General features: G+C 64.5%; 20 protein-coding genes. 7 read left to right on the forward strand and 13 right to left on the reverse strand.

Annotated elements, in window-relative coordinates; genetic code table 11:
• Positions 1-190: 190 nt before the first annotated feature.
• From ACN6KF_RS15730 to ACN6KF_RS15740, 3 genes are all read right to left on the reverse strand, one after another.
• On the reverse strand, positions 191-1,498 hold the full coding sequence (locus ACN6KF_RS15730) for a M16 family metallopeptidase (RefSeq protein WP_434957738.1): 1,308 nt from the start codon (positions 1,496-1,498) through the stop codon (positions 191-193).
• Positions 1,499-1,909: 411 nt separating this feature from the next.
• Entirely contained in the window at positions 1,910-2,470 is a 561-nt protein-coding gene (gene rsmD / locus ACN6KF_RS15735) for a 16S rRNA (guanine(966)-N(2))-methyltransferase RsmD (protein WP_434957739.1), read from the reverse strand.
• A gap of 11 nt (positions 2,471-2,481) precedes the next feature.
• On the reverse strand, positions 2,482-4,878 hold the full coding sequence (locus ACN6KF_RS15740) for a pseudouridine synthase (protein WP_434957740.1): 2,397 nt from the start codon (positions 4,876-4,878) through the stop codon (positions 2,482-2,484).
• A gap of 130 nt (positions 4,879-5,008) precedes the next feature.
• Here ACN6KF_RS15740 and ACN6KF_RS15745 point away from each other — a divergent pair, with 130 nt between their 5' ends.
• Positions 5,009-5,452: a nucleoside deaminase gene (locus ACN6KF_RS15745; RefSeq protein WP_434957741.1), complete on the forward strand. Its 444-nt coding sequence runs from the start codon at positions 5,009-5,011 to the stop codon at positions 5,450-5,452.
• Positions 5,453-5,491: 39 nt separating this feature from the next.
• Here ACN6KF_RS15745 and ACN6KF_RS15750 read toward each other — a convergent pair whose 3' ends face one another.
• Together ACN6KF_RS15750 and ACN6KF_RS15755 are read right to left on the reverse strand one after the other, a co-directional pair.
• Complete coding sequence (locus tag ACN6KF_RS15750; protein WP_434959686.1) at positions 5,492-7,204, reverse strand: sulfatase-like hydrolase/transferase; 1,713 nt, start codon at positions 7,202-7,204, stop codon at positions 5,492-5,494.
• Between the two features lie 317 nt (positions 7,205-7,521).
• Positions 7,522-8,427, reverse strand: coding sequence for an arginase family protein (locus ACN6KF_RS15755; RefSeq protein ID WP_434957742.1), 906 nt, complete (start codon positions 8,425-8,427; stop codon positions 7,522-7,524).
• 254 nt (positions 8,428-8,681) lie between these two features.
• Here ACN6KF_RS15755 and hisS point away from each other — a divergent pair, with 254 nt between their 5' ends.
• The 4 genes from hisS to hisG all read left to right on the forward strand — a co-directional run bounded on the left by hisS (position 8,682) and on the right by hisG (position 12,830).
• Positions 8,682-10,157 carry a histidine--tRNA ligase gene (hisS, locus tag ACN6KF_RS15760; RefSeq protein ID WP_434957743.1) on the forward strand — a complete coding sequence of 492 codons (1,476 nt, stop codon included), beginning with the start codon at positions 8,682-8,684 and terminating at the stop codon, positions 10,155-10,157.
• A 145-nt stretch (positions 10,158-10,302) separates the two neighbouring features.
• Complete coding sequence (locus ACN6KF_RS15765) at positions 10,303-10,590, forward strand: GIY-YIG nuclease family protein (RefSeq protein WP_434957744.1); 288 nt, start codon at positions 10,303-10,305, stop codon at positions 10,588-10,590.
• A gap of 138 nt (positions 10,591-10,728) precedes the next feature.
• Positions 10,729-11,844, forward strand: coding sequence for an ATP phosphoribosyltransferase regulatory subunit (locus tag ACN6KF_RS15770; RefSeq protein WP_434957745.1), 1,116 nt, complete (start codon positions 10,729-10,731; stop codon positions 11,842-11,844).
• The gene (gene hisG / locus ACN6KF_RS15775; RefSeq protein WP_434959687.1) at positions 11,844-12,830 is read left to right on the forward strand and encodes an ATP phosphoribosyltransferase; all 987 of its coding nucleotides are present in this window, start codon (positions 11,844-11,846) and stop codon (positions 12,828-12,830) included. Before ACN6KF_RS15770 ends, hisG begins: the two co-directional genes overlap by 1 nt.
• Positions 12,831-12,925: 95 nt before the next feature.
• On the opposite strand, the gene ACN6KF_RS15780 is transcribed toward hisG, so the two are convergent.
• From ACN6KF_RS15780 to ACN6KF_RS15815, 8 genes are all read right to left on the reverse strand, one after another.
• Positions 12,926-13,843, reverse strand: coding sequence for a dihydrodipicolinate synthase family protein (locus tag ACN6KF_RS15780; RefSeq protein ID WP_434957746.1), 918 nt, complete (start codon positions 13,841-13,843; stop codon positions 12,926-12,928).
• Complete coding sequence (locus tag ACN6KF_RS15785) at positions 13,840-14,844, reverse strand: ABC transporter ATP-binding protein (RefSeq protein ID WP_434957747.1); 1,005 nt, start codon at positions 14,842-14,844, stop codon at positions 13,840-13,842. The genes ACN6KF_RS15780 and ACN6KF_RS15785 overlap by 4 nt, the downstream gene beginning before the upstream one ends.
• A 1-nt stretch (position 14,845) precedes the next feature.
• A complete protein-coding gene (locus ACN6KF_RS15790) occupies positions 14,846-15,856 on the reverse strand; it encodes an ABC transporter ATP-binding protein (RefSeq protein WP_434959688.1) in 1,011 nt (336 codons plus the stop codon).
• A gap of 8 nt (positions 15,857-15,864) precedes the next feature.
• Positions 15,865-16,809 (reverse strand): dihydrodipicolinate synthase family protein, encoded by a 945-nt coding sequence (locus ACN6KF_RS15795; RefSeq protein ID WP_434957748.1) that lies wholly within the window; start codon positions 16,807-16,809, stop codon positions 15,865-15,867.
• 17 nt (positions 16,810-16,826) lie between these two features.
• Positions 16,827-17,708 (reverse strand): ABC transporter permease, encoded by an 882-nt coding sequence (locus ACN6KF_RS15800; protein WP_434957749.1) that lies wholly within the window; start codon positions 17,706-17,708, stop codon positions 16,827-16,829.
• 1 nt (position 17,709) lies between these two features.
• A complete protein-coding gene (locus ACN6KF_RS15805; protein ID WP_434957750.1) occupies positions 17,710-18,669 on the reverse strand; it encodes an ABC transporter permease in 960 nt (319 codons plus the stop codon).
• Between the two features lie 218 nt (positions 18,670-18,887).
• Positions 18,888-20,465, reverse strand: coding sequence for an ABC transporter substrate-binding protein (locus tag ACN6KF_RS15810; protein WP_434957751.1), 1,578 nt, complete (start codon positions 20,463-20,465; stop codon positions 18,888-18,890).
• Positions 20,466-20,514: 49 nt separating this feature from the next.
• On the reverse strand, positions 20,515-21,249 hold the full coding sequence (locus tag ACN6KF_RS15815) for a FadR/GntR family transcriptional regulator (RefSeq protein ID WP_434959689.1): 735 nt from the start codon (positions 21,247-21,249) through the stop codon (positions 20,515-20,517).
• Positions 21,250-21,347: 98 nt separating this feature from the next.
• On the opposite strand from ACN6KF_RS15815, the gene ACN6KF_RS15820 reads away from it, so the two are divergent.
• Together ACN6KF_RS15820 and ACN6KF_RS15825 are read left to right on the forward strand one after the other, a co-directional pair.
• Entirely contained in the window at positions 21,348-22,316 is a 969-nt protein-coding gene (locus ACN6KF_RS15820; RefSeq protein WP_434957752.1) for a Gfo/Idh/MocA family protein, read from the forward strand.
• The gene (locus tag ACN6KF_RS15825) at positions 22,313-23,308 is read left to right on the forward strand and encodes a Gfo/Idh/MocA family protein (protein ID WP_434957753.1); all 996 of its coding nucleotides are present in this window, start codon (positions 22,313-22,315) and stop codon (positions 23,306-23,308) included. The genes ACN6KF_RS15820 and ACN6KF_RS15825 overlap by 4 nt, the downstream gene beginning before the upstream one ends.
• Positions 23,309-23,390 lie beyond the last annotated feature (82 nt).

Genomic DNA, 23,390 nt, shown 5'->3' on the forward strand with positions numbered 1-23,390 from the left:
GAATCGCAAAGACGCGTTGAAACAAAGAGTTAGAGCAAAAAGACGTTTCCACTTAAACGCGTTTTGCTCCTGGACTGACGCGCCGCTGCAAGACTGTCCCGCCATTGGAGGCGCGGCGAAGCAATCCAGATAATCAAATGCGGCGCGGCCGGATTGCTTGGCTGCGCCCGCGATGGCGGTTCGAAACGGATCAGGCCTGCCCTTCGAGCAGGCCGACCACCGACTTGCCCTCCAGCAGGACGGCACGGCCCAGTTCCGGCAGCCGCCCGGCCGGCACAGCGGCGATGCGCTGCGGCCAGAGCTGCAGATCCTCCACCTTGCCGCCGACGGACAGGGTGGCGCCATAATAGCGCGCCAAGGTCGACTGATTGTCCTGGGCATAGATCGCATCGGCGACAAGGCGTGTCTTGGCACGCTCCAGTTCCGCCTCGCTGACGCCCTCCTCGACGACACGGCCGATCTCCTCGTCAACAGCCGCCTCCAGCGCTTCGAAGCTGACGCCTGGCATCGGGATGGCCCAGACGCCGAAGCGCGTCTCGTCCACGGCGGAGCCGCCATAAAAGGCGCCGGCCGCCGACGCCACCTTCTTGTCGACCACCAGGGCGCGATAAAGCCGCGAGGTCTGCCCGCCGCCAAGGATCTGCGACAGAAGATCGAGCGCCTCGCCCTCGCCATTGTGGGCCTGGATATAGGAAGGAGCGCGCCAATGACGCTGATAGATCGGCTGCTCCACCCGCTTGTCGGCCAGACGAACGCGGCGGTCGGCACGCTGCCTGGGTTCCTGCGGTCGCCGGCGTGGCGGCGGATCGGCGCGCCGGGCCACCAGGCCGTAATGGCTCTCGGCCAGTTCGCGCACCTCCTCGGCCGTCACGTCACCGGCCACGATCAGCGTGGCATTGTTCGGCGTGTAGAAACGGTTGTGGAAATCGATGGCGTCCTGCCGGGTCAAGCCCTCGATCTCGTCCTCCCAGCCGATGATCGGCGTGCCATAGGGATGGTGCGTGAACAGGGTCGAGGCAATCTCCTCGGCCAATTGGGAATTGGGATCGTTGTCGACGCGCATCTTGCGCTCTTCGAGCACGACATTGCGCTCGGGATTGACGACCTCGTCGGTGAGGGCCAGCCCGGTCATGCGGTCGGCCTCGAACGCCATCATGGCGCCGAGATGCTCCTTGGCCACCCGCTGGAAATAGGCGGTATAGTCATAAGAGGTGAAGGCGTTCTCCTGCCCGCCGAGTTCGGCGACCTGCTTGGAAAAGCCACCCGGATTCTTCTCCGTGCCCTTGAACATCAGATGTTCAAGGAAATGCGCGATGCCCGACTTGCTCTTGGGTTCGTCCGCCCCACCCACCTTGTACCAGACCATGTGGGTGACCACCGGCGCACGGCGGTCGGGAATGACCACGACATGCAGGCCGTTGGGAAGCGTGAAATCCGTGATCGCCGGGCCCTGGGCATGGGAAGCACCGCCGAGACCGGGGATAAGCGCAAGCGTCATAGAAGGTCCGATCGGGAGGGAAAGCGAAGGGGTCCACCCAATATGGGTAGAAAACGGGTGAAGTGAAGTATCCCTTACCTCCTGGAGCATGGACCTAGCAAGGTATAGGTCAGAAGAAAGCCATCCGCCTGGCTTCTGCGATCCTTTTCGGCACGCTTCTCCAGAATGCGTATGTCGCCGATGCGCCCGTTCACGCCGCCATCTCGATGCTGGCAGGCATGCCGCGGTGCAGAGAATTGGCCACCACGCACATCGCCCTTGCCCGCTCGATCACCGGTTGCGGATCGGACCCGTTACGCATGCGGCAACGCACTTCCAGCGTCACAGCCGTCGCGATAGCCTTTTCCCTCTCCGTGATGTCGTCGGACTAGGGCAGCAAGGCAGGGGGAGCGGAAGCGACTGAAGTAGCGGTCAGCCCGGCTCGTAGCTGAAGAAGGTCAGCCTGGTGCCCGTATAATCGCGCTGATCGGCCAGGGCGAAGGAGGGCGGCGCTTCCAGAGGCGCATCCGTCGCTTCCTCGACCACGCACAAGGCTCCCTTGGCCAGCCAGCCGCCATTGGCGAGGCTGGCGAGGGCAAGGGAAGCCAGCCCCTTGCCATAGGGAGGGTCGAGGAAGGCAAGCGAGAAGGGCTCGCTCGGGCCGATCATGCCGAGCTTGGTGGCGTCCCGGCGAAACAGTCGGGTGCGTCCGCCCAGGGACATCGCCTCGATATTGCCGCGGATCAGGCCGCGTGCCTCCGCGCCCTCGTCGACGAAGGTGGCAAAGCTGGCGCCACGCGACAGGGCCTCGAAACCGAGAGCCCCGGTGCCGGCGAACAAGTCGATCACCCGGGCATCGCGCACGGGATTGTCATAGCCATGGGCCAGGATGTTGAACAGGGTTTCACGCAGGCGATCCGAAGTCGGCCGGATCGCGTCCGACTTCGGTGTCGCCAATTGCTTGCCGCGAAATTGCCCGCCGACGATACGCATCGACCAGCCCGTCAACGCCCCCGGCGCGGCGAGCCGCCCGGCTTACCGCCGGGACGCGGCTTGGAGGGACGCTCACCGCCTTCATTGCGATCCCTGAAGGGGGCACGCGGCTTGAACGGACGATCACCGCTCCCCTCATCACGCGAGCGAAAAGGTTTGCGCGGACGCTCGCCATCTCCATCGCGGGAGGGAGTGCGCGGCTTGAAGGGACGATCACCACCCTCTTCGCCCCGCGGGCGGAAAGGCTTGCGCGGGCGCTCGCCACCTTCGTCGCGATCACGGAAGGACGGACGCGGCTTGAACGGACGATCACCGCCCTCCTCGCTGCGCGCACGGAAAGGCTTGCGCGGGCGCTCGCCACCTTCGTCGCGGTCACGGAAGGACGGACGCGGCTTGAACGGACGATCACCGCCCTCTTCGCTGCGCGCACGGAACGGCTTGTGTGGACGCTCGCCACCTTCGTCGCGATCACGGAAGGACGGACGCGGCTTGAAAGGACGGTCGCCGCCCTCCTCGCTGCGCGCACGGAACGGCTTGCGCGGACGCTCGCCACCTTCGTCGCGATCACGGAAGGACGGACGCGGCTTGAAGGGACGGTCACCGCCCTCTTCGCTGCGGGCACGGAACGGCTTGCGCGGACGCTCGCCACCTTCGTCACGATCACGGAAAGCGGGGCGCGGCTTGAAGGGACGGTCACCGCCCTCTTCGCTGCGGGCACGGAACGGCTTGCGCGGACGCTCGCCACCTTCGTCACGATCACGGAAAGCGGGACGCGGCTTGAAGGGACGATCGCCGCCCGCCTCATCACGCGAGCGGACAGGCTTGCGCCGAGCCGGCTTGTCATCAGGAAGGTCGGTAACGCGCTGAACGAGCACACGGCGGCCATGTCGATCCTCGACCAAACTGCCGCGCATCACGCGTTCCTTGCCCCCCTCCTCGGACTTGACCCGCAGCCCGCGCACCGGACCGCCTTTGGCGGGCTTGGCTGCAGCCTTGGTCGGTTTCTCGCCGACGGCTTCATGGATCGGTGCTTCGAATTCGCAGCCGGCCTCGGCAATCAGGTCGGGACCGAGCTGATCCATCAGAACCCGGGTCTTCACTTCCTCGACGGCACCCTCGGCAAGATCGCCGAGTTGGAACGGCCCATAGGAAACTCGGATCAGGCGGTTGACCTCCAGACCAATGGAGCCCAGCACATTCTTGACTTCGCGGTTCTTGCCTTCGCGCAGCCCCAGAGTCAGCCAGGAATTGGACCCCTGCTCCTTGTCGAGGCGAGCCTCGATGCGTCCGTAGTCGACGCCGTCGATCGTCAGCCCTTCGAACAGTGCGTCGAGCTGGACCTGGTCGGTCTCGCCGAAGGCCCGCACGCGATAGCGCCGCAGCCAGCCGGTCTTAGGCAATTCGAGCTGACGCGCCAAACCGCCGTCATTGGTCAGCAGCAGCAGCCCTTCGGTGTTGATGTCGAGTCGGCCGATCGACATCACGCGCGGCAGGGACGGATCGAGGTTCTCGAACACGGTAGGACGCCCTTCGGGATCCTTTTCCGTGGTCACCAGGCCGCGCGGCTTGTGATAGAGCCACAACCGCGTGCGCTCACGCCGGGGCAGGAGCTTGCCGTCGACCGTGATCTTGTCATCAGCCAGAACGTTGAGCGCCGCGCTGGTCAGCACTTCGCCATTGACGGCAACCCGGCCTTCCTCGATCCAGGTCTCGGCGTCGCGGCGCGATCCGAGGCCAGCTCGCGCGATCACCTTGGCGACGCGCTCGCCGGCAAAGGCGCCTGCCTCGGCTGCGGCCGCAGCTTCGGCCTTGGGCTCGGCACGACGCGGCGGACGCTTCGGGCTGCGTTTTTCCTGCCCGCGTTCTTCCTGCCGATCATCGAAACGCGGCTCGAAAGCCTTGCGGCCGCCCTCCCGCGGTTCGACGGAAGTATCGAAGCGGCGCGGCGCGAAGGGCCGTTCCCCGTCGCCGGTGCTCCGGCCGGGCTTGCGGCTGAAGGAGCGCTCGCCACCCTCCCCGCGCTCTGCATCGCGGCGCGGCCGAAAGCCACCCTCCACGCGCTCGCCGCGGTCCTCGAAGCGGCGAGGCTTGGGACGCTCCTCGCCGCCGTCGCGCTCGCGGAACGGGCGGCGGGCGGGGCGGGCCTGGAAATCCCCACCTTCCCGCGGCTTGGAACGGGCCGGACGACGCTCGCCATCCTGTCGTTCGGCAAAGGAACGGGCCGGACGCTCCCGGCGGCTCTCGCCGCCCTCGTCGCGATCCCGGAAGGAACGGCGTGGGGGCGCGTCGCCATCCACGCCGCGCCGACGAGGTCCGGCGTCAGAGGAGGTCTTTTTGGGGCCAAATGGCTTCTTGCCCCCGCTTGGGGGCTTGCGGCCGCCGCCGCCAGATCGTTTATCGTCGGACATGGATTGTTGCTGGAATGGCCCCCGCTACCATCGTATCGGAGGGTATTCCAAAACTCCTTGAAAAGAGGGGCGTCCTTCCGATCCGCAGGGATCGTGAAACGCTTTAGCAGAAAAGGCGGCTTGTCACGAGATGAAGCGCTCGATCATGGAACTGGCGCTGGAGGAAGCACGTGCTGCCGCAGGTCGCGGGGAGGTACCCGTCGGCGCGGTTGTCGTCAAGGACGGAGTGGTGCTTTCGCGCGAAGGAAACCGCACCTTGGCGCTAAAGGACCCCACCGCCCATGCCGAAATGCTTGCCATCCGCGCTGCCGCGCAGGTGCTGGGCAGCGAGCGCCTCATCGGCGCCGACCTCTATGTCACGCTCGAACCCTGCCCGATGTGTACAGCCGCAATCTCCTTTGCCCGCATCCGGCGACTCTATTTCGGCTGCGACGATCCCAAGGGCGGCGCAGTGGAGAACGGCGTGCAATTCTATGCTTCCCCCACCTGTCATCACCGTCCCGAAGTCTATTCCGGCATCCACGCCAGCGCGTCGCGCACCTTGCTGCAGGATTTCTTCCGCCAGCGACGTTGACCCGCGTCCACTTTCCGGTGCGACGCTCTGTAAAATCCGTCAGGAGCCCAGATGTCCGGGCTCCCTCGGCACGCCCTTCAGCGAAAGATGTTCTGGAGGCTCGGCCGGCGAGCCGTCGCTGGCATAGTGGGATATCTGGTATTCGTCGCCCGGCAGGCGCTCGACCTTCATATATTTGGCCTGGCCGAAGGGCATGGTGCCGTTCACATAAAAGACCGACGGATCATATTGCTTGATCGCAACCGTCTTGCCCATCGCTTGCGCCGTCAATTGCATGAGCTGGAACTGGGTGGGACGATCGAGTTGGCGGAAGGCGTTGGCGATCGCCGAGTCCGGTCTATTGGTCATCAGCATCACTGGCACGACTGCCGTCCGCAGGTGGCGGATCAGGTGTCCCCACAGCCCATCCTCGCCCATCAGCTCGTTATGATCGGAGGTGACGAAGATATAGACCGGATCCTTCTCGGCCAGCATGGTGTCGATGATATCGCTAGTGCTGCGGTCCCAGCACTGCAGGCCGGTGTCGTAGCGTGCCCGCCGCGCCTCGTCCGCATTGGCGTCGGGTGGCGAGAATGCCTGGAACTCGCCCGCATATTTCTTGCAATTGTCGAGATAGGGCTCGTGATCGGCGCGCTGATGGACATAGACGAAGCGCCGCGCGGCCGGCGGCACGCCCTTGACGTCGTCGGCAAGCGACTCCTCGGCCGATTTTTCGGCCGTTTCGTCATAGGTCTCCACCGTCTTCGACTCACGGGCATGCCGGGCTCCACCGGCAATCTGCATGGTGTGAATAGCCTGTGCCGAATAGTAATAGCTGGCGAAATCGCCATCCTTGGCGATGTCGAAAACGTTCACCGGCTGCCGTTCCGGCAAATTGGGGAAATAAACGAGCCTCAGAGCGGAGGGAACGCTGGCAAGCGTTGCCACGCCGCCGGAAAAGCCAATCTTGGCAAACATCCGCCACCCTGCCGGCGGCTCCCTGAACAGGTGATCGAGACGGGGGGTGGTCTGTCGTGCCGCGCCGAAAAGCGACATCCGCACCGGATTGATGGATTCCCCCATCACGAACACGACGGTCGCCCGGCCCTCCGGTATCTCGGCCTTGCCGAAGACATGATCGGCCAGGCCATTGAGGGAAGCCGGAGGCGCGGGCGCCCGGCTGGCGCGATACGCCAGCACGCCCGCATTGGCACTGGAGATGAAGGAAGCGGAATAGGTATTGGCCTGCACCACACTCGGCAATTTGTGCAGTTCCCATCGCGCCGCGACGCCGCCGAGCGCCAATACGAGCAGGAAGGAGAATGCCCAGGATCGACCGGTCCGCAAGGAGCGAAGCAGCGTGAGCACCCCGAGCAAGACGGCCGTTGCCAGTGCCAGAAGTATCGGCAGCAGGAATTCGCTCTGGACCTGCAACCCGGTCGAAACGGAATCGGCCGTATCGCTGAAAAACAGCCTGACCTGCTCGGGCGTGAGCGGCGCCCCGAAATAGGCGAGAGAACTTAGCCAGATGGCCTGATTCAAGAACACCACGACAATGATGAGTATTCTGAACCATGTGCCGGCCGAGAGGGCGAAGAGCACAGAAAATGACAATAATGTTACAAAATATTCCCTCGTCCGGAACGGAGCGATATCCCACCCGAAATAAGAAAATATTACATCAGGAATACTCAAGAGAGCAACCACAAGGCCAATCTCTAGTATCTTTTTAGCAAAGATTCGTGAAAATGAAGTCATGTAAACCGCGTGCATCAAGATTATATTCTTAGATCCGATGCACCTGCCGAGCGCATCTGTATCGGTCCGGCTGAAGATTTAATCCAAATTGCTTAAAAACAGAACAATAATGACAAAATTAGGAACTGCCCCGTGCATTGGCAAGGGCCGCATCAAACGCTGTCACCCCAGCGTCACTCCTGCTAACCTTCAGGTTCTCAAATTCTGGAGGTCACCATGGGCGGGTTCGCGATCATACATTGGCTCATCCTGATCGCGTTTCTTCTCGCCTTCATCTATGTGGTGCGTATCGTCACGCGACGCCGCTGAAACGCCGTTTCGCTCCGGCCCGGTCAGGCTTCGGTCGCCAGGACATCGACGAGCCATTCGATCAATGCCTTCCCGGCTGCGTGTCCGGGATCGCGGCTGGGATCGTAGATCGTCACCTGCAGGCCAAGAGCGCCCCGTTTCAGGGCGGTGGCGAGCAGCGCAGCAGCCTCCTTCCAATCGAGGCCGTCCGCCTGCGGGGAGTCGACCGCCGGCATCAGCCGGCTGTCGATGGCGTCGACGTCGAAATGGATCCAGAACCCTTCCCTGTCGGCATCGATCAGGTTCAGGGCTGCGTTGACGCAGGCCTCCATCCCCTCGTCGCGAAGCCGTTCCAAGGGCCTGTAGACCATGCCGGACTCGGCAATAGCCGGAATAGAGCTCGGAGGCGCCCCCTCGTGATCGCGATTGGCCAGGGCGGCGACCCGCCGTGTCGTTACATAGGGCCAGCGCCCTTCCAGGTCGGTCAGGGCCGACGGACCCCATCCGGTCACCAAGGCCAGATCCATGCCGGCACCGCCGCCCGTGGCCGATTGCTCGGGCAGGTAGAAATCCGTATGGCCGTCGACATAGAGGAGAGCGGCCTCACGCTGCCGCGCCAGGCCGAGCATCGAACCGATCAGGATGCTGCAATCGCCGCCGAGAACCAGGGGAAAATACCCGGCCTCGACAGCCTCTTCCACGGCATCGGCCAGACGTATGGAATATTCGGCAATGGCGTCAATGTTGCGGATATTGATGCGACGTTGGTCGTCGCGGCTATAGGGCGGCGGCTCCACCGTGACGACGTGCTCCGCTGCCAGCCGGTCATGCAGGCCGAGCTGGCGCAACGTTGCCGGGGCATGCCGCGTTCCCGGCTCCGCATCGTCGCCCAGCGCCATCAATCCCAGATTGCTGGGGGCCTCGATGATCGCCAGCCGTCGTTTCGTCATGCCGTCCAGCCTCCCCACCACGATCATTCAGCACGCCCAAGAGATTCTTCCTGATATTGCCCATTCGTGGGTGATATCGGGAGGCTGTGCTTAGGGTTCCGCTATTTGACCCAGCAAGGCAAGACACAGACTGCGTCTTCATCGCAGGCTTTTGACCGGCAATTGCGGATCGCCAGCGATAATTCTTGCGCCAAAACTTGCCCCAGCCGGTTTTGCTGCCTAAACAGCGGCAAGAATTTTGAAGGTTTGCAGCGATGTCGGGCGAGAAGAAGCAGAAATTGAAGGCAAGACAGGCACGCGGTTTTGTCGACCGCAATGCCGGCGAGATCGCGGCAACGCGCGCCATGGTTTCGGTGATCCAGGAAGTCTATGAGCGCTATGGCTTCGACCCGGTCGAGACGCCCTTCGTCGAATATACCGATGCGCTCGGCAAATTCCTGCCTGACCAGGACCGGCCCAATGAAGGCGTGTTTTCCTTCCAGGACGATGACGAGCAGTGGCTGTCGCTGCGCTATGACCTGACCGCACCGCTCGCCCGCTACGTCGCCGAGAATTTCGACGCCCTGCCCAAACCCTATCGCAGCTATCGCGCCGGTTATGTCTTCCGCAACGAAAAGCCCGGCCCCGGCCGCTTCCGCCAGTTCATGCAATTCGATGCCGACACCGTGGGCTCGGCTTCTGTCGCGGCCGATGCCGAGATCTGCATGATGGCCGCCGACACCATGGAGAAGCTCGGCATACCCCGCGGCTCCTATGTGGTGCGCGTCAACAACCGCAAGGTCCTCGACGGCATCATGGAGGCGATCGGTCTCGCCGGCGATGAGAACGCCGCTGGCCGTCTTACTGTGCTGCGCGCCATCGACAAGTTCGATAGGCTGGGCCTGGAGGGCGTCAGGGCGCTGCTCGGCGCCGGCCGCAAGGACGAGTCCGGCGACTTCACCAAGGGCGCCGGCCTCGATGACAGCCAGGCGCAGACCATCCTCGACTATGTGGCGGGGCAGAGTGGCAGCAACGCCGACACGCTGGCGCGGATCCGTCCGCTGGTCTCGGGCTCGGCCACGGGCAGCGAGGGCGTCGAGGAACTCGCGCGTATTGCCGAGCTGGTCGAAAAATCGGGCTACGACACCGACCGCATCCTGATCGACACCTCGATCGTGCGCGGCCTCGAATATTACACCGGTCCTGTCTACGAGGTGGAACTCACCTTTGAGGTCAAGGACGAACAGGGCCGGCCGGTGCGCTTCGGTTCGGTCGCCGGCGGCGGGCGCTATGACGGCCTCGTCGCCCGCTTCCGCGGCGAGCCGGTACCGGCGACGGGCTTTTCCATCGGTGTCTCTCGCCTGCTCTCGGCCCTGACCGCGCTCGGCCGGGTCGACACGGCCGGTGTCGCCGGACCTGTGGTGGTCTGCGTGATGGATCAGACCCGTCTCGCTGATTATCAGGCGATGGCCAACGAATTGCGCCAGGCCGGCATCCGCGCCGAGGTCTATCTCGGCGGTTCCGGCATGAAGGCCCAGCTCAAATATGCCGACCGCCGCAAGGCCCCGGTTGCGGTGATTCAGGGCTCGGACGAGGCCGAGAAGGGTGAGGTCCAGCTCAAGGACCTGGCGCTCGGCGCCGAAATGGCCAAGGGCATCGAAGGCAACACCGAATGGCGCGAGGCACGGGTCGCCCAGCGCCTGGTTCCGCGGGCCGAGTTGGTCAAGGTGGTGAAGGAGATGTTGGGGTAGGCGACACGCTGTCATCCCCGGCGAGCGAAGCGAGGGAAGGGGATCCAGGGGCCGAGAATGCGTTCTAGCCTCAGGATTGCTTTTTCCGGCGACAACCCCGCCAGAAATGGTAGGAAAGCCCAAATATTGGAGCGGGCGCGCGCGATTGTACTTCGTCTACATGCTCGCCAGCCAACGCAACGGAACCCTCTATGTCGGTGTGACAAACGATCTTCATCGACGTATCGAGCAACACCGCTCCGGCACTGTTCCAGGTTTCACAAGGAAATACCGTGTTTACACTCTCGTTTGGTTCGAGATTTTCGAACGCATCGACGAAGCCATTATGAGAAAGAAGCAGCTCAAGGGATGGAATCGCGCCTGGAAACTCAAGCTCATCGAGGATGCAAATCCTCAATGGCTCGATATGGAATATAGCATACCGAACGAATGAGGCTGCGGCCCCTGGCTCCCCTTCCCTCGCTTCGCTCGCCGGGGATGACAACTCGCATAAACCTCGTTTGCCCTTTCCAGTCGCACCCCGCCGCCTGCCCTGCTAGAAGACCCCCGACATTCACTATGGACCGCCGGCATGCCCCATCCCGCCTATGAAGCTTTCGACGCGCTCGCCTCGCGCTCGGGCTATCAGCTGGTCGATCCGCCGATCCTGCAGCCGGCGGGCCTGTTCCTCGATCTGCTCGGCGAGGACATGCGCCGCCGCGCCTTCCTGACCACCGATGCCGAGGGCGGAGAATTCTGCCTCAGGCCCGATTTCACCATTCCGGTGTCGCTGCATCATCTCAAGGCCGTAAAAGCCGGGGATGTCGGCGCCTATGCCTATCGCGGCCCGGTGTTCCGCTTCCGCACCGACGGTCCGAGCGAATTCCTGCAGGCCGGGTTCGAGAATTTCGGCCGCAACGACAAGCCGGCCGCCGATGCCGAAATGCTGGCCATCGCACTGGAAGCGGCTGGCGATCTCGGCCTTGCCAGACCAGACATCCGCATGGGCGATGCCGGCATCGTCACCGCCATGCTCGATGCACTCGATTTGCCGCCGGTATGGCGCCGGCGCCTGACCAGCGACCTCAGGCGCTCCAAGGACCTCGACGAAGACCTTGCCCGCCTCGGCAGTTCCGCGCCCAAGAATGGCGCTGCCGCCTATGCCGGCTTCCTCGCGGCCCTCGAAGGCTCAGACCCGGGTTCGGCCCGTGCCGCCGTCGCCGACCTCCTGTCGATCGCCGGCATCCAGCCGATTGGCGGGCGCAGCGTAGACGAGATCGCCGACCGCTTCCTGGAACAGGCGGCGCTGTCTTCCGGTCTTGGCGTCGATGCCGACAAGGTGGCGATCACCCGGCGGATCTTTGCCGTCACCGGCGATCCCGACAGCGCCAGCACCGAATTGCGCGCCATCGCCGGCGAAGCCAGGCTCGACCTCAACGCGGCTCTCGATGCCTTCGACGAACGCACCGGCTTCTTCGCTGCCCGCGATATCGACGTTGTCAGGATCAAGTTCGCCACCGGCTTCGGGCGCCGCCTCGATTATTATACCGGCTTCGTCTTCGAGCTGACCGATCCGGCAGAGCCGGAAGCCCCGGCCCGCGTCGGCGGCGGACGCTACGACCAGTTGATGGCGCAGCTCGGCGCCGCCGAGGCCGTGCCGGCGGTGGGCTGTTCGATCTGGCTCGACCGGTTCGGCGGAGACGCATGATGACTAACCCCTCTCCCTCTCCGCTGCTTCTGGGCATCCCGTCGAAGGGCCGGCTGCAGGAAAACTGCACTTCCTTCTTCGAGCGCGCCGGCATCCGTTTCGTGCAAGAACGCGGTGCACGCGACTATCGCGGTTCCGTGCCCGGCATGGACGATGTGGAGGTGCTGTTCCTCTCGGCCTCCGAGATAGCCGGCCAGCTCGCCTCGGGCGCCATCCATTTCGGCGTCACCGGCGAGGACCTGGTGCGCGAGAACATTCCGCGCGCCGATGAACGCGTCACGCTCGTACAACCGCTCGGCTTCGGCCAGGCCAATGTCGTGGTCGCGGTGCCCCAAGCCTGGATCGACGTGCGCTCCATGGCCGACATCGAGGACGTCGCCGCGAGCTTTCGCCAGCGCCATGGCCGCCGTCTCAAGGTCGCGACCAAATATATCAACCTCACCCGCGCCTTCTTCTCGGCGCACGGCGTCGCCGACTATTTGATCGTCGAGAGCCTCGGCGCCACCGAAGGTGCACCGGCCTCCGGGGCAGCCGATCTCATCGTCGACATCACCACCACCGGATCGACACTCACCGCTAATGCGCTGAAGGTGATCGAGGACGGCATCATGCTGAAGAGCCAGGCCAATCTCGTTGCCTCGCTCGGTGCCGACTGGAACGAGCGTGCCCGCGCCGGCGCGGCCGCCATGCTCGGCCGCCTCGCCGCCAAGGCCAAGGGCAGCGCCCAGCGCGAGATCCGCTGCCTCCTGCGCGGAGTCAACCAGCAGCATCTGCGGGATGCCGGCGAGCTCTTCGGCGCCAGCGCTCCCTTCGGCCTGCCAGCCCAGGGCCAGCCCCTCACCTTCCTCGTCCCGGCCGGACAGGTCTTCGACTTCGCCGCCTGGCTGACGGCACAAGGCGCTGCCTCGATCGCAGTGACCAGCCTCGATTTCGTCTTCGAGCCGCAGAGCGCGCTTTACGCGGAGTTGGAAAAGAAGCTGGGATAATCCCTGGGATCGCAGGCATCTCTGCCGGCTCCTGGAAACATCGCAGTTTCAGGACAGAAAGAGCAGGCAGGCGTACCTGCGATCCCCGAAAGAATTCACGCCTCGAACAGTTCCGGCAGGAGTGCCTTGGCGACGGGACGCAATCGCTCCGCCTCGCTCTCGGCAATCCAGCGGTAGGGACGCCTGAGGCGCGGGCCGACCGGGCCCCAGGCGCCGATAGCCGCCAGGAGCTTGTCCAGTGCGGCGTTGGAATAGCCGAGATCGCGCCTGAAGGGTACGATGTGCTCATCCATGAAGCGGCGGAGCCGCCGCTCCAGATCGAGTGCGGCCTCAATGTCGTCCGTCATGCCATCGGTCCAGGCCTGCGCACCGCGGGGGCTGAGGCAAGCGACGTTGGAAAAGGCGCCGGCCGCCACGCCCGCCTTGATGCCGGTGGCGAGATGATGGCCGGGAACGAAAAGCGCGATGCCGGCCAAATGCCGGCGCGCAGCGGCGTACCAGGCTTCATCCCCATCGGCGAGCTTGATGGCCTTGACGGATGGCACCGCCCGCGCGAGCCCACCGAGCGCCTCCGGCGGCAGGACGCGCTTGGCATGCGGCGGATTGTAGAGCACCAGCGGCAGGCTCCGCGCCGCCTCCGCCATCATATCCAGGAAATCGATCGCTTCCTCGTCGGTCACCGGCCACCAGTCCGGCAGGATGATTTGGATCGCCACCGGTTGCAACCCGGCCGCCCGCTGCAGCCGCTCCAGCGACTGGCGGGGATCGCCCTGGCAGGCACCGATCACGAAGGGCATGCCGGCCGCTTGGCATTTTTCAGCCAGCAAAGCCTGGATCGCCTCATATTCGGCTTCGGTCTGGTTGTGGAACTCGCCGGCCGTGCCGTTGGAGTAGATGCCGTCGACGCCGGCCGCGATCAGGAGGTCGATCTCTTCTCCGAGGCGGCCGAAGTCGATCGCATCGTCGGGTGCGATCGGCAGCAGCAGAGTCGCCCAATTGCCGCGAAGGGTCATGCGCTGATGTCCTGGCGAACACAGGCCTTGAAATGACCCGGCTCGACTTCCTCGAGCTTGGGGATTTCACGGGCGCAGGCCTCGATGGCGTGCGGGCAACGGGTGCGGAAGACGCAGCCCGAGGGCGGATTGGCGACGGAGGGAATGTCGCCCTTCAGGATCTGGCGCTCGCGCGGCCGATCTGGGTCCGGTTCCGGGATCGCCGACAGCAGCGCCCGCGTATAGGGGTGCTTGGGCGCCTCATAGAGCCGGTCGCAAGGCGCGATTTCCATGATGCGGCCGAGATAGAGCACGATGACGCGGTCGGCGATGAACTCCACCACGGCAAGGTCATGTGAAATGAACAGCATGGTCAGGCCGAGGCGGACCTGGAGATCGCGCAGGAGATTGACGATCTGGGCCTGGATCGAGACGTCGAGGGCAGAGACCGGCTCGTCGGCGACGATCAGGTCCGGTTCGAGGATCAGCGCCCGCGCGATGCCGATACGCTGGCGCTGACCGCCGGAAAATTCGTGAGGGTAGCGATCGAGCGCATCGGGCGGCAATTCGACCGCTTCGAGGGTGGCGCGAGCCTTGTCGAGGCGCTCGCGCCGGGTGCCGATGCCCTGGATGGAAAGCCCCTCCATCAGGATCTCTCCGATGGTCATGCGTGGCGACAGGCTGGCGAAGGGGTCCTGGAAAATATACTGCATGCGCCGGCGCTGCCGGCGCAGATGCCCGGCCGACAGGCGGGCGATGTCGTTGCCGTCGAACAGAATCTCGCCGGCGCTCGGCTCTATCAGGCGCAAAATCGAACGTCCGATCGTGGTCTTGCCGGAGCCGGACTCACCGACAAGCCCGACCACCTCGCCGCGCTTGACCTCGAAGGAAATATCCTCGAGCACCCGTACCGGCGCTGATCGACCGGAGCCACCGTACTGCTTGGCAAGTCCACGCACACTGAGAAGCGGCGTGAGCGCACTGAGAAGCGGTGAAGATGGGCCGAGAGAAGACGTCTCCATGTCACAACTCCTGCGAACGGATGCAGCGGCTGGCATGCCCGGCCCCGATTTCGGCCAGCGCCGGCATGGCCTCGCGGCAGGCCGGCAAAGCAAGGGAGCAGCGGGGCGCGAAGGCACAGCCCTGCGGCATGGTGGCAAGGCTGGGAACGGCGCCGGGAATGGCGGCCAGGCGCCCGCCGGCCTTCTTGAGCCGCGTCGCCTCGCCCAGCCTCGGCACAGAGGCCAGCAGGCCCTTGGTGTAAGGATGTCGGGGATGTCTGAAGACATCGCGAACGGAACCCTGCTCGACGATGCGGCCGGCATACATCACCGCGACACGATGGGCGATTTCGGCGACCACGCCGAGATTATGGGTAACGAACAGGACGCCCATGCCTTTCTCCGCCTGCAGGCGCTGCAAGAGGTCGAGGATCTGGGCCTGGATGGTAACGTCGAGCGCCGTCGTCGGCTCGTCGGCGAAAAGCAGCACCGGGTCGCAGGCGAGCGCCATGGCGATGGTCGCCCTCTGCCGCATGCCGCCGGAGAGTTCGTGCGGATATTGGCGGGCCCGGCGGGTGGGATCGGGGATGCCCACCTTGTCGAGCAGCTCGACGGCGGCGGCCATGGCTGCCTTGCGGGACCAGCCCTTGTGCACGCGGAGCGGCTCGGCGATCTGATCCCCGATGGTATAGACTGGATTGAGGCTGGTCATCGGCTCCTGGAAGATCATGCCGATCTCGTTGCCGCGGATGCGCCGCCGCGCCTCGGCATCCAAGGCGACGAGATCGCGAGTGGTGCCATCCCTGCCCCGGAACCGCATCGTCCCGCCGGCCACGCGTGCGATCTTGCCGGGCAGCAGCCCCATGATGGACTGGCCGGTCACCGATTTGCCGGAGCCGGACTCACCCACCAGCGCCAGCGTTTCGCCGATGCCGATGGCGAGGTCGAGATCCGACACAGCCGGCACTTCGCGCCCGCTGACGCGGAACACCGTGTTCAGGCCTTCGATGGCGAGGATCGGCTGCGCGGCCATCACCATGCTCAGCTCAACAGGCCGGTCTGGCGCAGGATCGTCTCGATCGTGGCTGCCTCGGCTTCGTTCAGCGCCCGCTGCGGACGCGCCATCTCATTGGTTTCGATGATGCCGAGCCGGCGCATCGCCGTCTTGAAGGCACCGACGCCTGCCGAACCGGCACTGACGCGCGGGGCCGCGACCCAGACCATCTCGAACAGGCGGCAGAGGCGCTCCTGTTCCTGGCGCGCACCTGCCCAGTCACCCTTGCGGCAGAGGTCATAGAGCCGGACATAGCCGGCTGGGTCGACATTGGCGAGGCCGGGCACGATGCCATGGGCGCCCATCAGCAAGGCACTGTCGCAGACGATTTCCGAGCCCGTCATCATCATGATCTCGGGACGGTCGGCGAGATCCATCAGGGCATAGCGGAAATTGCCGTCGTCGCCGCTCGAATCCTTCAGGCCGACGATGCTGCCTTCCCGGGCCAGCGTCACCACCGTATGGCGGTCGAGCTTGAAATGCACGCAGACCGGTATGTCGTAGGCGACCACCGGCACGTCGATCGCCTGGCGCAGATAGCGGAAGTGGTCGATCACCTCCGGCGCGCTCGTACGGGCATAGAAGGGAGCGGTGGCGACCACGGCGCTCACCCCGATCGACTGGGCCGTCCTAGCATGGGCGATGACGCGATCGGTGGTGGGATCGACGACGCCGGCCAGGACCGGCACCCGGCCGTTGACGGTTTCGACCGCGAATTCCAATACCATCCGGCGCGTCGCCTCGTCGTGAAAGACGACCTCGCTGGTCGAGCCCAGCACGAAGAGGGCGTGCACGCCGCCGGCGATCAGATGCTCGATCACCCGGGCGAAGGAGGGATAATCCACTTGGAGATCGGCGGTCAGGGGCGTGACGACCGGCGGCACGACGCCATGAAACAAAGGGGATGGAAACAGAGGGGATGCGGGGGACATGGAGAACCTTTTTGCAATCAGTTGAGTTCGGAACGAGGATCGAAGGCATCGCGCAGGCCGTCGCCGACAAAATTGATGGCGAGCACGGTGAGGACGAGGGCGCCTCCGGCGAACAGCCATTGCCAGGGGTATTGCTCCAGCACGACGGTGCTGCGGGCGGCGTTCAGCATGTTGCCCCAGCTCGCTTCCGGTGGCGGAATGCCGAGGCCGAGAAAAGAGAGGCCGGCCTCCAGCAGGATGGCGGCGGCGAACTGCAGGGCGGCATAGACGACGAGGATGTCGATCGTGTTCGGCAGGCCATGCCGCCAGAGCAGATGGCCGAGCGAGGCACCCATGCCGCGCGCGGCGATGACGAAGTCGCGCTCGCGCAGTTCCATCAGCCTGGCCCGTACCATGCGCGCCAGGACCGGCCAGGACAGCAGCGAGATCACGGCAATGGTGGAGACGATGCCGGCGCCGGTGATCGAGGCGATCACCAACAACAGGATCACCGGCGGCAGTGTCATGGCAAGGTCGACCAGGCGCATGACCACGGCGTCGACGATGCGCCCGGCCATGGCGGCGAGCGCGCCGACAACGTAGCCGATGACCAGCGAGATCACCACCGAGCTGCCTGCCACCAACAGGGAGATGCGACCGCCGCGCAGGACGCGCGCGAGAATATCGCGCCCGACACCGTCCGTGCCAAACCAATGGACAGCGCTAGGGCCCTTGTTGATGGCCAGGAGATCGATGTCGTTGGGCTTGTAGCGCAGCAGCCAGGGATGGAAGACCACCAGCGCCAGCATGATCAGCAGAATGGCGAGGCCCACCAATGTGACTGAGTTGGCGGCAAAGCGTCTCATCGCCCGAGCGAGCGGGCCGTTGCCGCGGGACCGGAGCTGTGTCGAAACCGCCATCTCAAGCAACCTTGATGCGCGGATCAACAGCCGCATAGGCGACGTCGGTGAGGATGTTGACAACGATGACGCAGGCGCCCACCACCAGGGTCGCGCCCATGATCACCGGATAGTCGCGGGTCGAGACCGCATTGACCAGCAGCAGCCCCATGCCGGGCCAGTTGAACACGCTTTCCAGGAAGATCGCGCCGCCCACGGCAATGCCGATGGTAGAGCCGATCAGCGTGACCACCGGCAGCAGGGCGTTGCGCAGCGCATGCTTGACGATGACCCAGAACTCCTTGACGCCCTTGGCGCGGGCGGTGCGCACATAGTCCTGGTTGAGAACTTCCAAGAGCGAGGCGCGCATGTAGCGCATGATCAGGGCAGCATGGCCGATCGACAGCAGCAGGGCCGGCAGGATGAGATGGCGCAGCAGGTCTCCCACCGAAAAGGGCGCGCCCGGGGTGAGCATACCGCCCGAGGGTGCCCAACGCAGCAGCACCGAGAAGACGTAGAGACCGACCAGGGCCGTCAGGAACGCGGGACTGGAGATGCCGAAGAAGGCAGCGATCGACAGGCTCACATCCGTCGGTGAGTTGCGCCTGACAGCACCGAGAATGCCCGTGGCGATACCGACGACGATGGCGATCGCCAGGCCTGCTCCCATCAGCAGCAGTGTCGGTCCGATGCGGTCGCCGATCAGGCCCAGCACGGTGTCGCCATTGCGCTGCAGCGAGAAACCCAGGTCCCCCCTGGCGGCGCTGGCGAGCCAGGCGGCGTATTGCACCGGCAAAGGCCGGTCGAGCCCGAGCCGGCTGCGCACGGCTGCCATTTCCTCCTGCGACATCGCGACATTCGGATTGATATAGGCGTCGATCGGATCGCCGGGCGCCAGGCGCAGCAGCACGAAGACCAGCAGGCTGAGGGCGACGAGCATGGCGGCCCCGACCAGCAGGCGATTGAGGTAATAGCGCAGCATGGCGTTCCTCGTTGGGAGCGGGGTTTGATCTATCGAGGTTCCAGGATAGCGCGCGAGAATCCTTCCCCGACTTCGGGGAAGGTGTCGACGCGTAGCGTCGACGGAAGGGGGAGAGTGGTGTAGGTGATCGGAAGAAGGCGAGACCGCACCACTCTACCCCACCCGAGCCGGCTCTGCCGGCCCACCCTCCCCGAAGTCGGGGAGGGATTCTCGCCTCTCTATTCCACCGCCCATTTCTCCGGATGAGCCGCATAAGGCCCACCGCCGGGAGCGGGCAGCCACACGAAATTCTTGAGCTTGCTCGAAGCCACGCCATAGCGGTTGGCGACCCAGAGCGTCGCCCAGGGCAGGTCCGCATTCATCGCCTTGCACACCGCCTGGTAGCGTTCGGCCTGCTTGGCGTCATCGGCCTCGTTCAAGGCCGCGTCGAAGGCCCCACTCACCGACGGCATCTTGATGCGCAGGAAATTGGCGCCCTGCGGCGGGATCTGCTTCTCGTTGAGGCCCATGTTGAGGCCGCCGGGATCCGGGCCGTTGCGCAGGCCGGCATAGACCAGCGGGAATTGCGACCAATCCGGCTTCTGGGCATAGATGGTGCCGTTATAGGTCGGCGTGTCGACGGCACGCGGCACCACGTTGATGCCGACCTGGGACAACATGGCCTGCACGGCGGCAAGCACATTGGTGGCCTGTGGGGTATTGTAATAGGTCAGCAGGGTGATCGGCTTGTCGCCATTGATCTTGTCCCAGCCGGCCTCGGCCAGCAATTGCTTGGCCTTTTCAGGATCATAGGCATAGGGGTCGAGATCGGCGGACTGAAGCCGGTCCGCGACATAGCCGCAATTGGCTGTTTTGGCGGCCCCGCCATAAAGGCTCTGGACGATCGCATCGCGATTGATGGCATGCATCACCGCCTGGCGCACCTTGAGGTCCTTCCACAGGGGCGCTTCCTGGTTGAAGCCGAGATAATTGACCACGAAGGAATTGCCGTCGATGACGCGATAGGCGTCGTTGCCCTTAAAGGAGGCGGCGTCATCGGCCTCCACATAGCTGAAGCTGATCTCCCCGGCGCGCAGGGCCGCTACGGCTGCCGCCGTATTGGCGAAATAGCGGTTGATGATGCGGCCCGTCACCGGTTTGCCGCCGCGATAATCGTCATTGGCGGCGAGTTCGACATATTGGTCGGTGACATAGCGCGAGAACTTGTAGGGGCCGGTGCCAACAGGCGTCTTCGACCACCAGGGGTTCTTGGCGAGCGTCTCCGCCGGAATGTCCTTGAGCGCGTGCTGGGGCAGCATCATCAACTGGGTCAGCGTGTCGAGCAGGCCGGCATTGGGGGCCGACAGCTTGAGGACCACGGTACGGGGATCCGGGGTCTCGACCGCCTGGATCGCCGCCAGGCGGGCGGCGAAGACCGAGCCGCTGGCGCCGTTCTTGGCGGTTTCGATAGTGAATTTCACATCTGCCGAGGTGAAGGGCTGACCGTCATGCCATTTGGTGTCGGCCAGGGTAAAGCTGTAGGAGAGCCGGTCGGCACTGACATCGAACTTGGTGGCCAACGCCCCCTCGATCTTCTCCAGCTTGCCGTCATAGATGACTAGAGGCTCGAAATAGAGATTGAGCCAGGTGAAGCCACCGGTGGCCGCCAGGGGGTTGAAATTGCCCTGGAACCCGCCCGGGCCGACATCGAAAGCGCCGGTTATCGCCGGACTGTCGGCGGCTTGGGCCTGTCCGGCGGCAGGTATTGCCATGATCGTCGCGGCCAAAAGCGCGAGCGCAATCTTCCTCAGTGCCATGATCTCTCCCCTCGTCTCTTGTTGTTTGATCGCGCCGGCCGCAAGGCCCTCAATCGGGCGTCGGCGCTGTCTTCCTGGTCGCAAGCAGGCGGGCGATGCCGTCATAATGCTGGTCGAGGCGGCTGCGGGCGGCCTCGACGTCCCGCGCGGCCACGGCGGCATAGATGTCGTAATGATCCTGCCAGGTGGCCATCGGATCGATATTGGCCAGGTTGACGAAATCCGAGGCCTTGTAGAAGGCCAGCCAGAACACATCGATCAGGCTGGTCAGCATGCGATTGTCCTGGCAGCGGAACAGCAAATTGTGGAAGCGCTGGTCTTCCGCGGCGAAGCTCTGATTGCGCTCGGCGGCCTGGCGCATCTGCTCGACCGTCTGGCGCAATTCCTCGACGTCGTCCTCGCCGATCAACGCAATCGTCTTGGCGATCAGGCCGACTTCCAGCACGCGGCGGATCTCCAGCACCTCCTCGACCTCGCGCAAGGCTCCGCCCAGGCCATAAGCGAGATTGTCGAGCAGCGGCGCAAAGGAGAAGGCCTTGACGAAGACGCCGATGCCTCGCCGAGTCTCCAGGATGCCGACCGACTCCAATGCCTTGATCGCTTCGCGCACCGAATTGCGGCTGACGCCCAATTGCTGCCCGAGGAAGCCTTCCGGCGGCAGCGCCGAACCGGGCCCGAGCTGATTGTCGGCGATATAGCTCTTCAGGCTCTCCTGCACGGAGACATGCAGAAGCGGCGGCCGGTCGAGCGGCTTGATCGCCTTCACCTTGCCTGCCCTCGTCATGTCTACAGCCATTTGCCCGCCTCGTTGTCCGTTGCTTGATAGTGATTGACTTGTAGGATATCTGTCAAGTCGATCTTCAAAAGATGGAGGAAGCGACCATGCGCATCGCCCTGGCCGGCGTCGGACATTGGCATGCGAGCATGCAACGGGAGGCGGCCCATCATGCCGGAGCTACCGTTACGGGCGTCTGGGACGAGGATGCCGACATCGCAGCGCGCTTTGCCCTGGAAAACGGCATTCAGGCCTATCTTTTCTTCGAAGCCGTGGTGGCGGCCCGGCCGGATCTCGTGGTGTTGATGGGCAGGCCGGCAGGTTTGGTGGAGCGCGCGCTTGCCCTGGTCGATGCGGGCCTGCCCGTGCTGCTGGAGAAGCCGGCAGCGCTAAAAGCGTCCGAACTCGAACCGCTCAGGGACCGCGGCCGGCATGGCGCCTTCATCGCCGTGCCGCTTCCCAATCGTTGCAGCCCGATCTGGGCGCGCATGACAGAACTTGCCGCAAGCGACCGGCTTGGCAGACTTTCCCACGCCCAGTTCCGCCTCGTGAACGGGCCGCCGGAGCGCTATCGCATCGATGGCGTGCCCTGGCTGCTGGCGCCGCAGGCCAGCGGCGGCGGCGCCTTGCGCAATCTCGGTATCCACGGCATCGACGCCGCGCTGGCCCTGGCGGGTGACAGCGACCTGGAACTGGTTTCCGCCTCTCTCGGCCATCTGCATGGCGAGGCGGTCGAGGACTATGCGGTGGTGACCCTGCGTAGCCGCCAGGGCTTGATCGTCACGGTGGAGGCCGGCTACACCTACGCCTCGATGGCGGCGGGCGGCGACTTCGAATGGCGGGTCTCCAGCGCAAACGCCTACCTCGTCGACCGCGGAGACCATTGCCGCATCACGACGCTCGACGACGAGGTCACACGCGAAGAACCGCCCCTTCCGCCAGGCGAGCGCTACAGAGCCTTCATGGCAGATACGCTCGGCCGCCTGTCGCGGGGCGAGGCCCCACTCGTCGGCATCGAGGATTATTGGCGGGCCATGGCAATGATCGACGAGGCCTATGGGACGGCGATGGCATGATCGGCATCGGCATCATCGGCGCAGGCCATTTCGGCACGGTTCACGCCAAGGCGATCGCCGCAACCCGAGGCCTGCGTGTCGCAGCCGTCTGCCGCGAAGACGCCGCGGCGGCGCAGACCTTCGCCCGCGAACATGGTGGCAACGTCCACACCGACTGGCGGGCAGTGCTCGACGATCCCGCCGTCGACGCCGTCGTCATTGCCACGCCCCATCAGTTGCACGCCGAGATGGCCGTGGCGGCGGCTGAGGCCGGCAAGCATATCCTCCTGGAAAAGCCAATGGCACCGACGATCGCCGAATGCGACACCATAAATGCTGCGGCTCAGCAGGCCGACATTCAACTGATGGTGGGCCATGTCATGCATTTCGCCCGTCCTTGCCTCATCGCCCGGGAGATTCTCGACAGCGGGACGCTCGGCCAGCCGGTGCTTGGCAGCAGCTGGATGATCAAATTGTGGATGGAAGCCAACCGGCGCCCCTGGCATCTCTCCCACGCATCGGGCGGCGGCATGCTGATGACGGCCGGTATTCATGCCCTCGACCGCCTGGTCTGGCTGATGGGCGGCGAGATCGCCGCGGTGAGCGCTCTCTCCGGTACCTGGTTCCACCGGCAGGAGGCCGACGACAGTGCCTTGATGCTGCTGCGCTTCACGGATGGGCGCATCGGCCAGGTCGCCAGCATCGGCTATCGCGATGGCGCCGTGAGCTTCGCCATGGATCTCGTCTGCGAAGGCGGCACGCTACGCATCGATTTCGAGCACGGCGTCTCGATCGGGCGTGGCGGCACGTGGACCCCGATCGCCCATTCCGCCGATCCCGACTGGATGCAGCGTGCCGTCGAAGCCGAATGGCGGGCCATGGCGGCGGCCATCGAGGGAAACACGCCGGTTCCCGTCGATGGGGCCTATGCACGACACCTGATCGCCTGCCTCGACGCTGCCAACCGCGCCAACACCGAAAGGCGGGAGATAGTCCTGACCCGATATGGTTAAAAAAAGGACAATTAAAAGCCGGCTATTCATCAGCCAAACTATATGGCCTATATGATTTTACCGCGCTTATTGAGACAGGCCC

Source organism: Labrys methylaminiphilus subsp. lupini (assembly GCF_051161885.1).
In the GTDB taxonomy this organism is placed as follows: Bacteria; Pseudomonadota; Alphaproteobacteria; order Rhizobiales; family Labraceae; genus Labrys.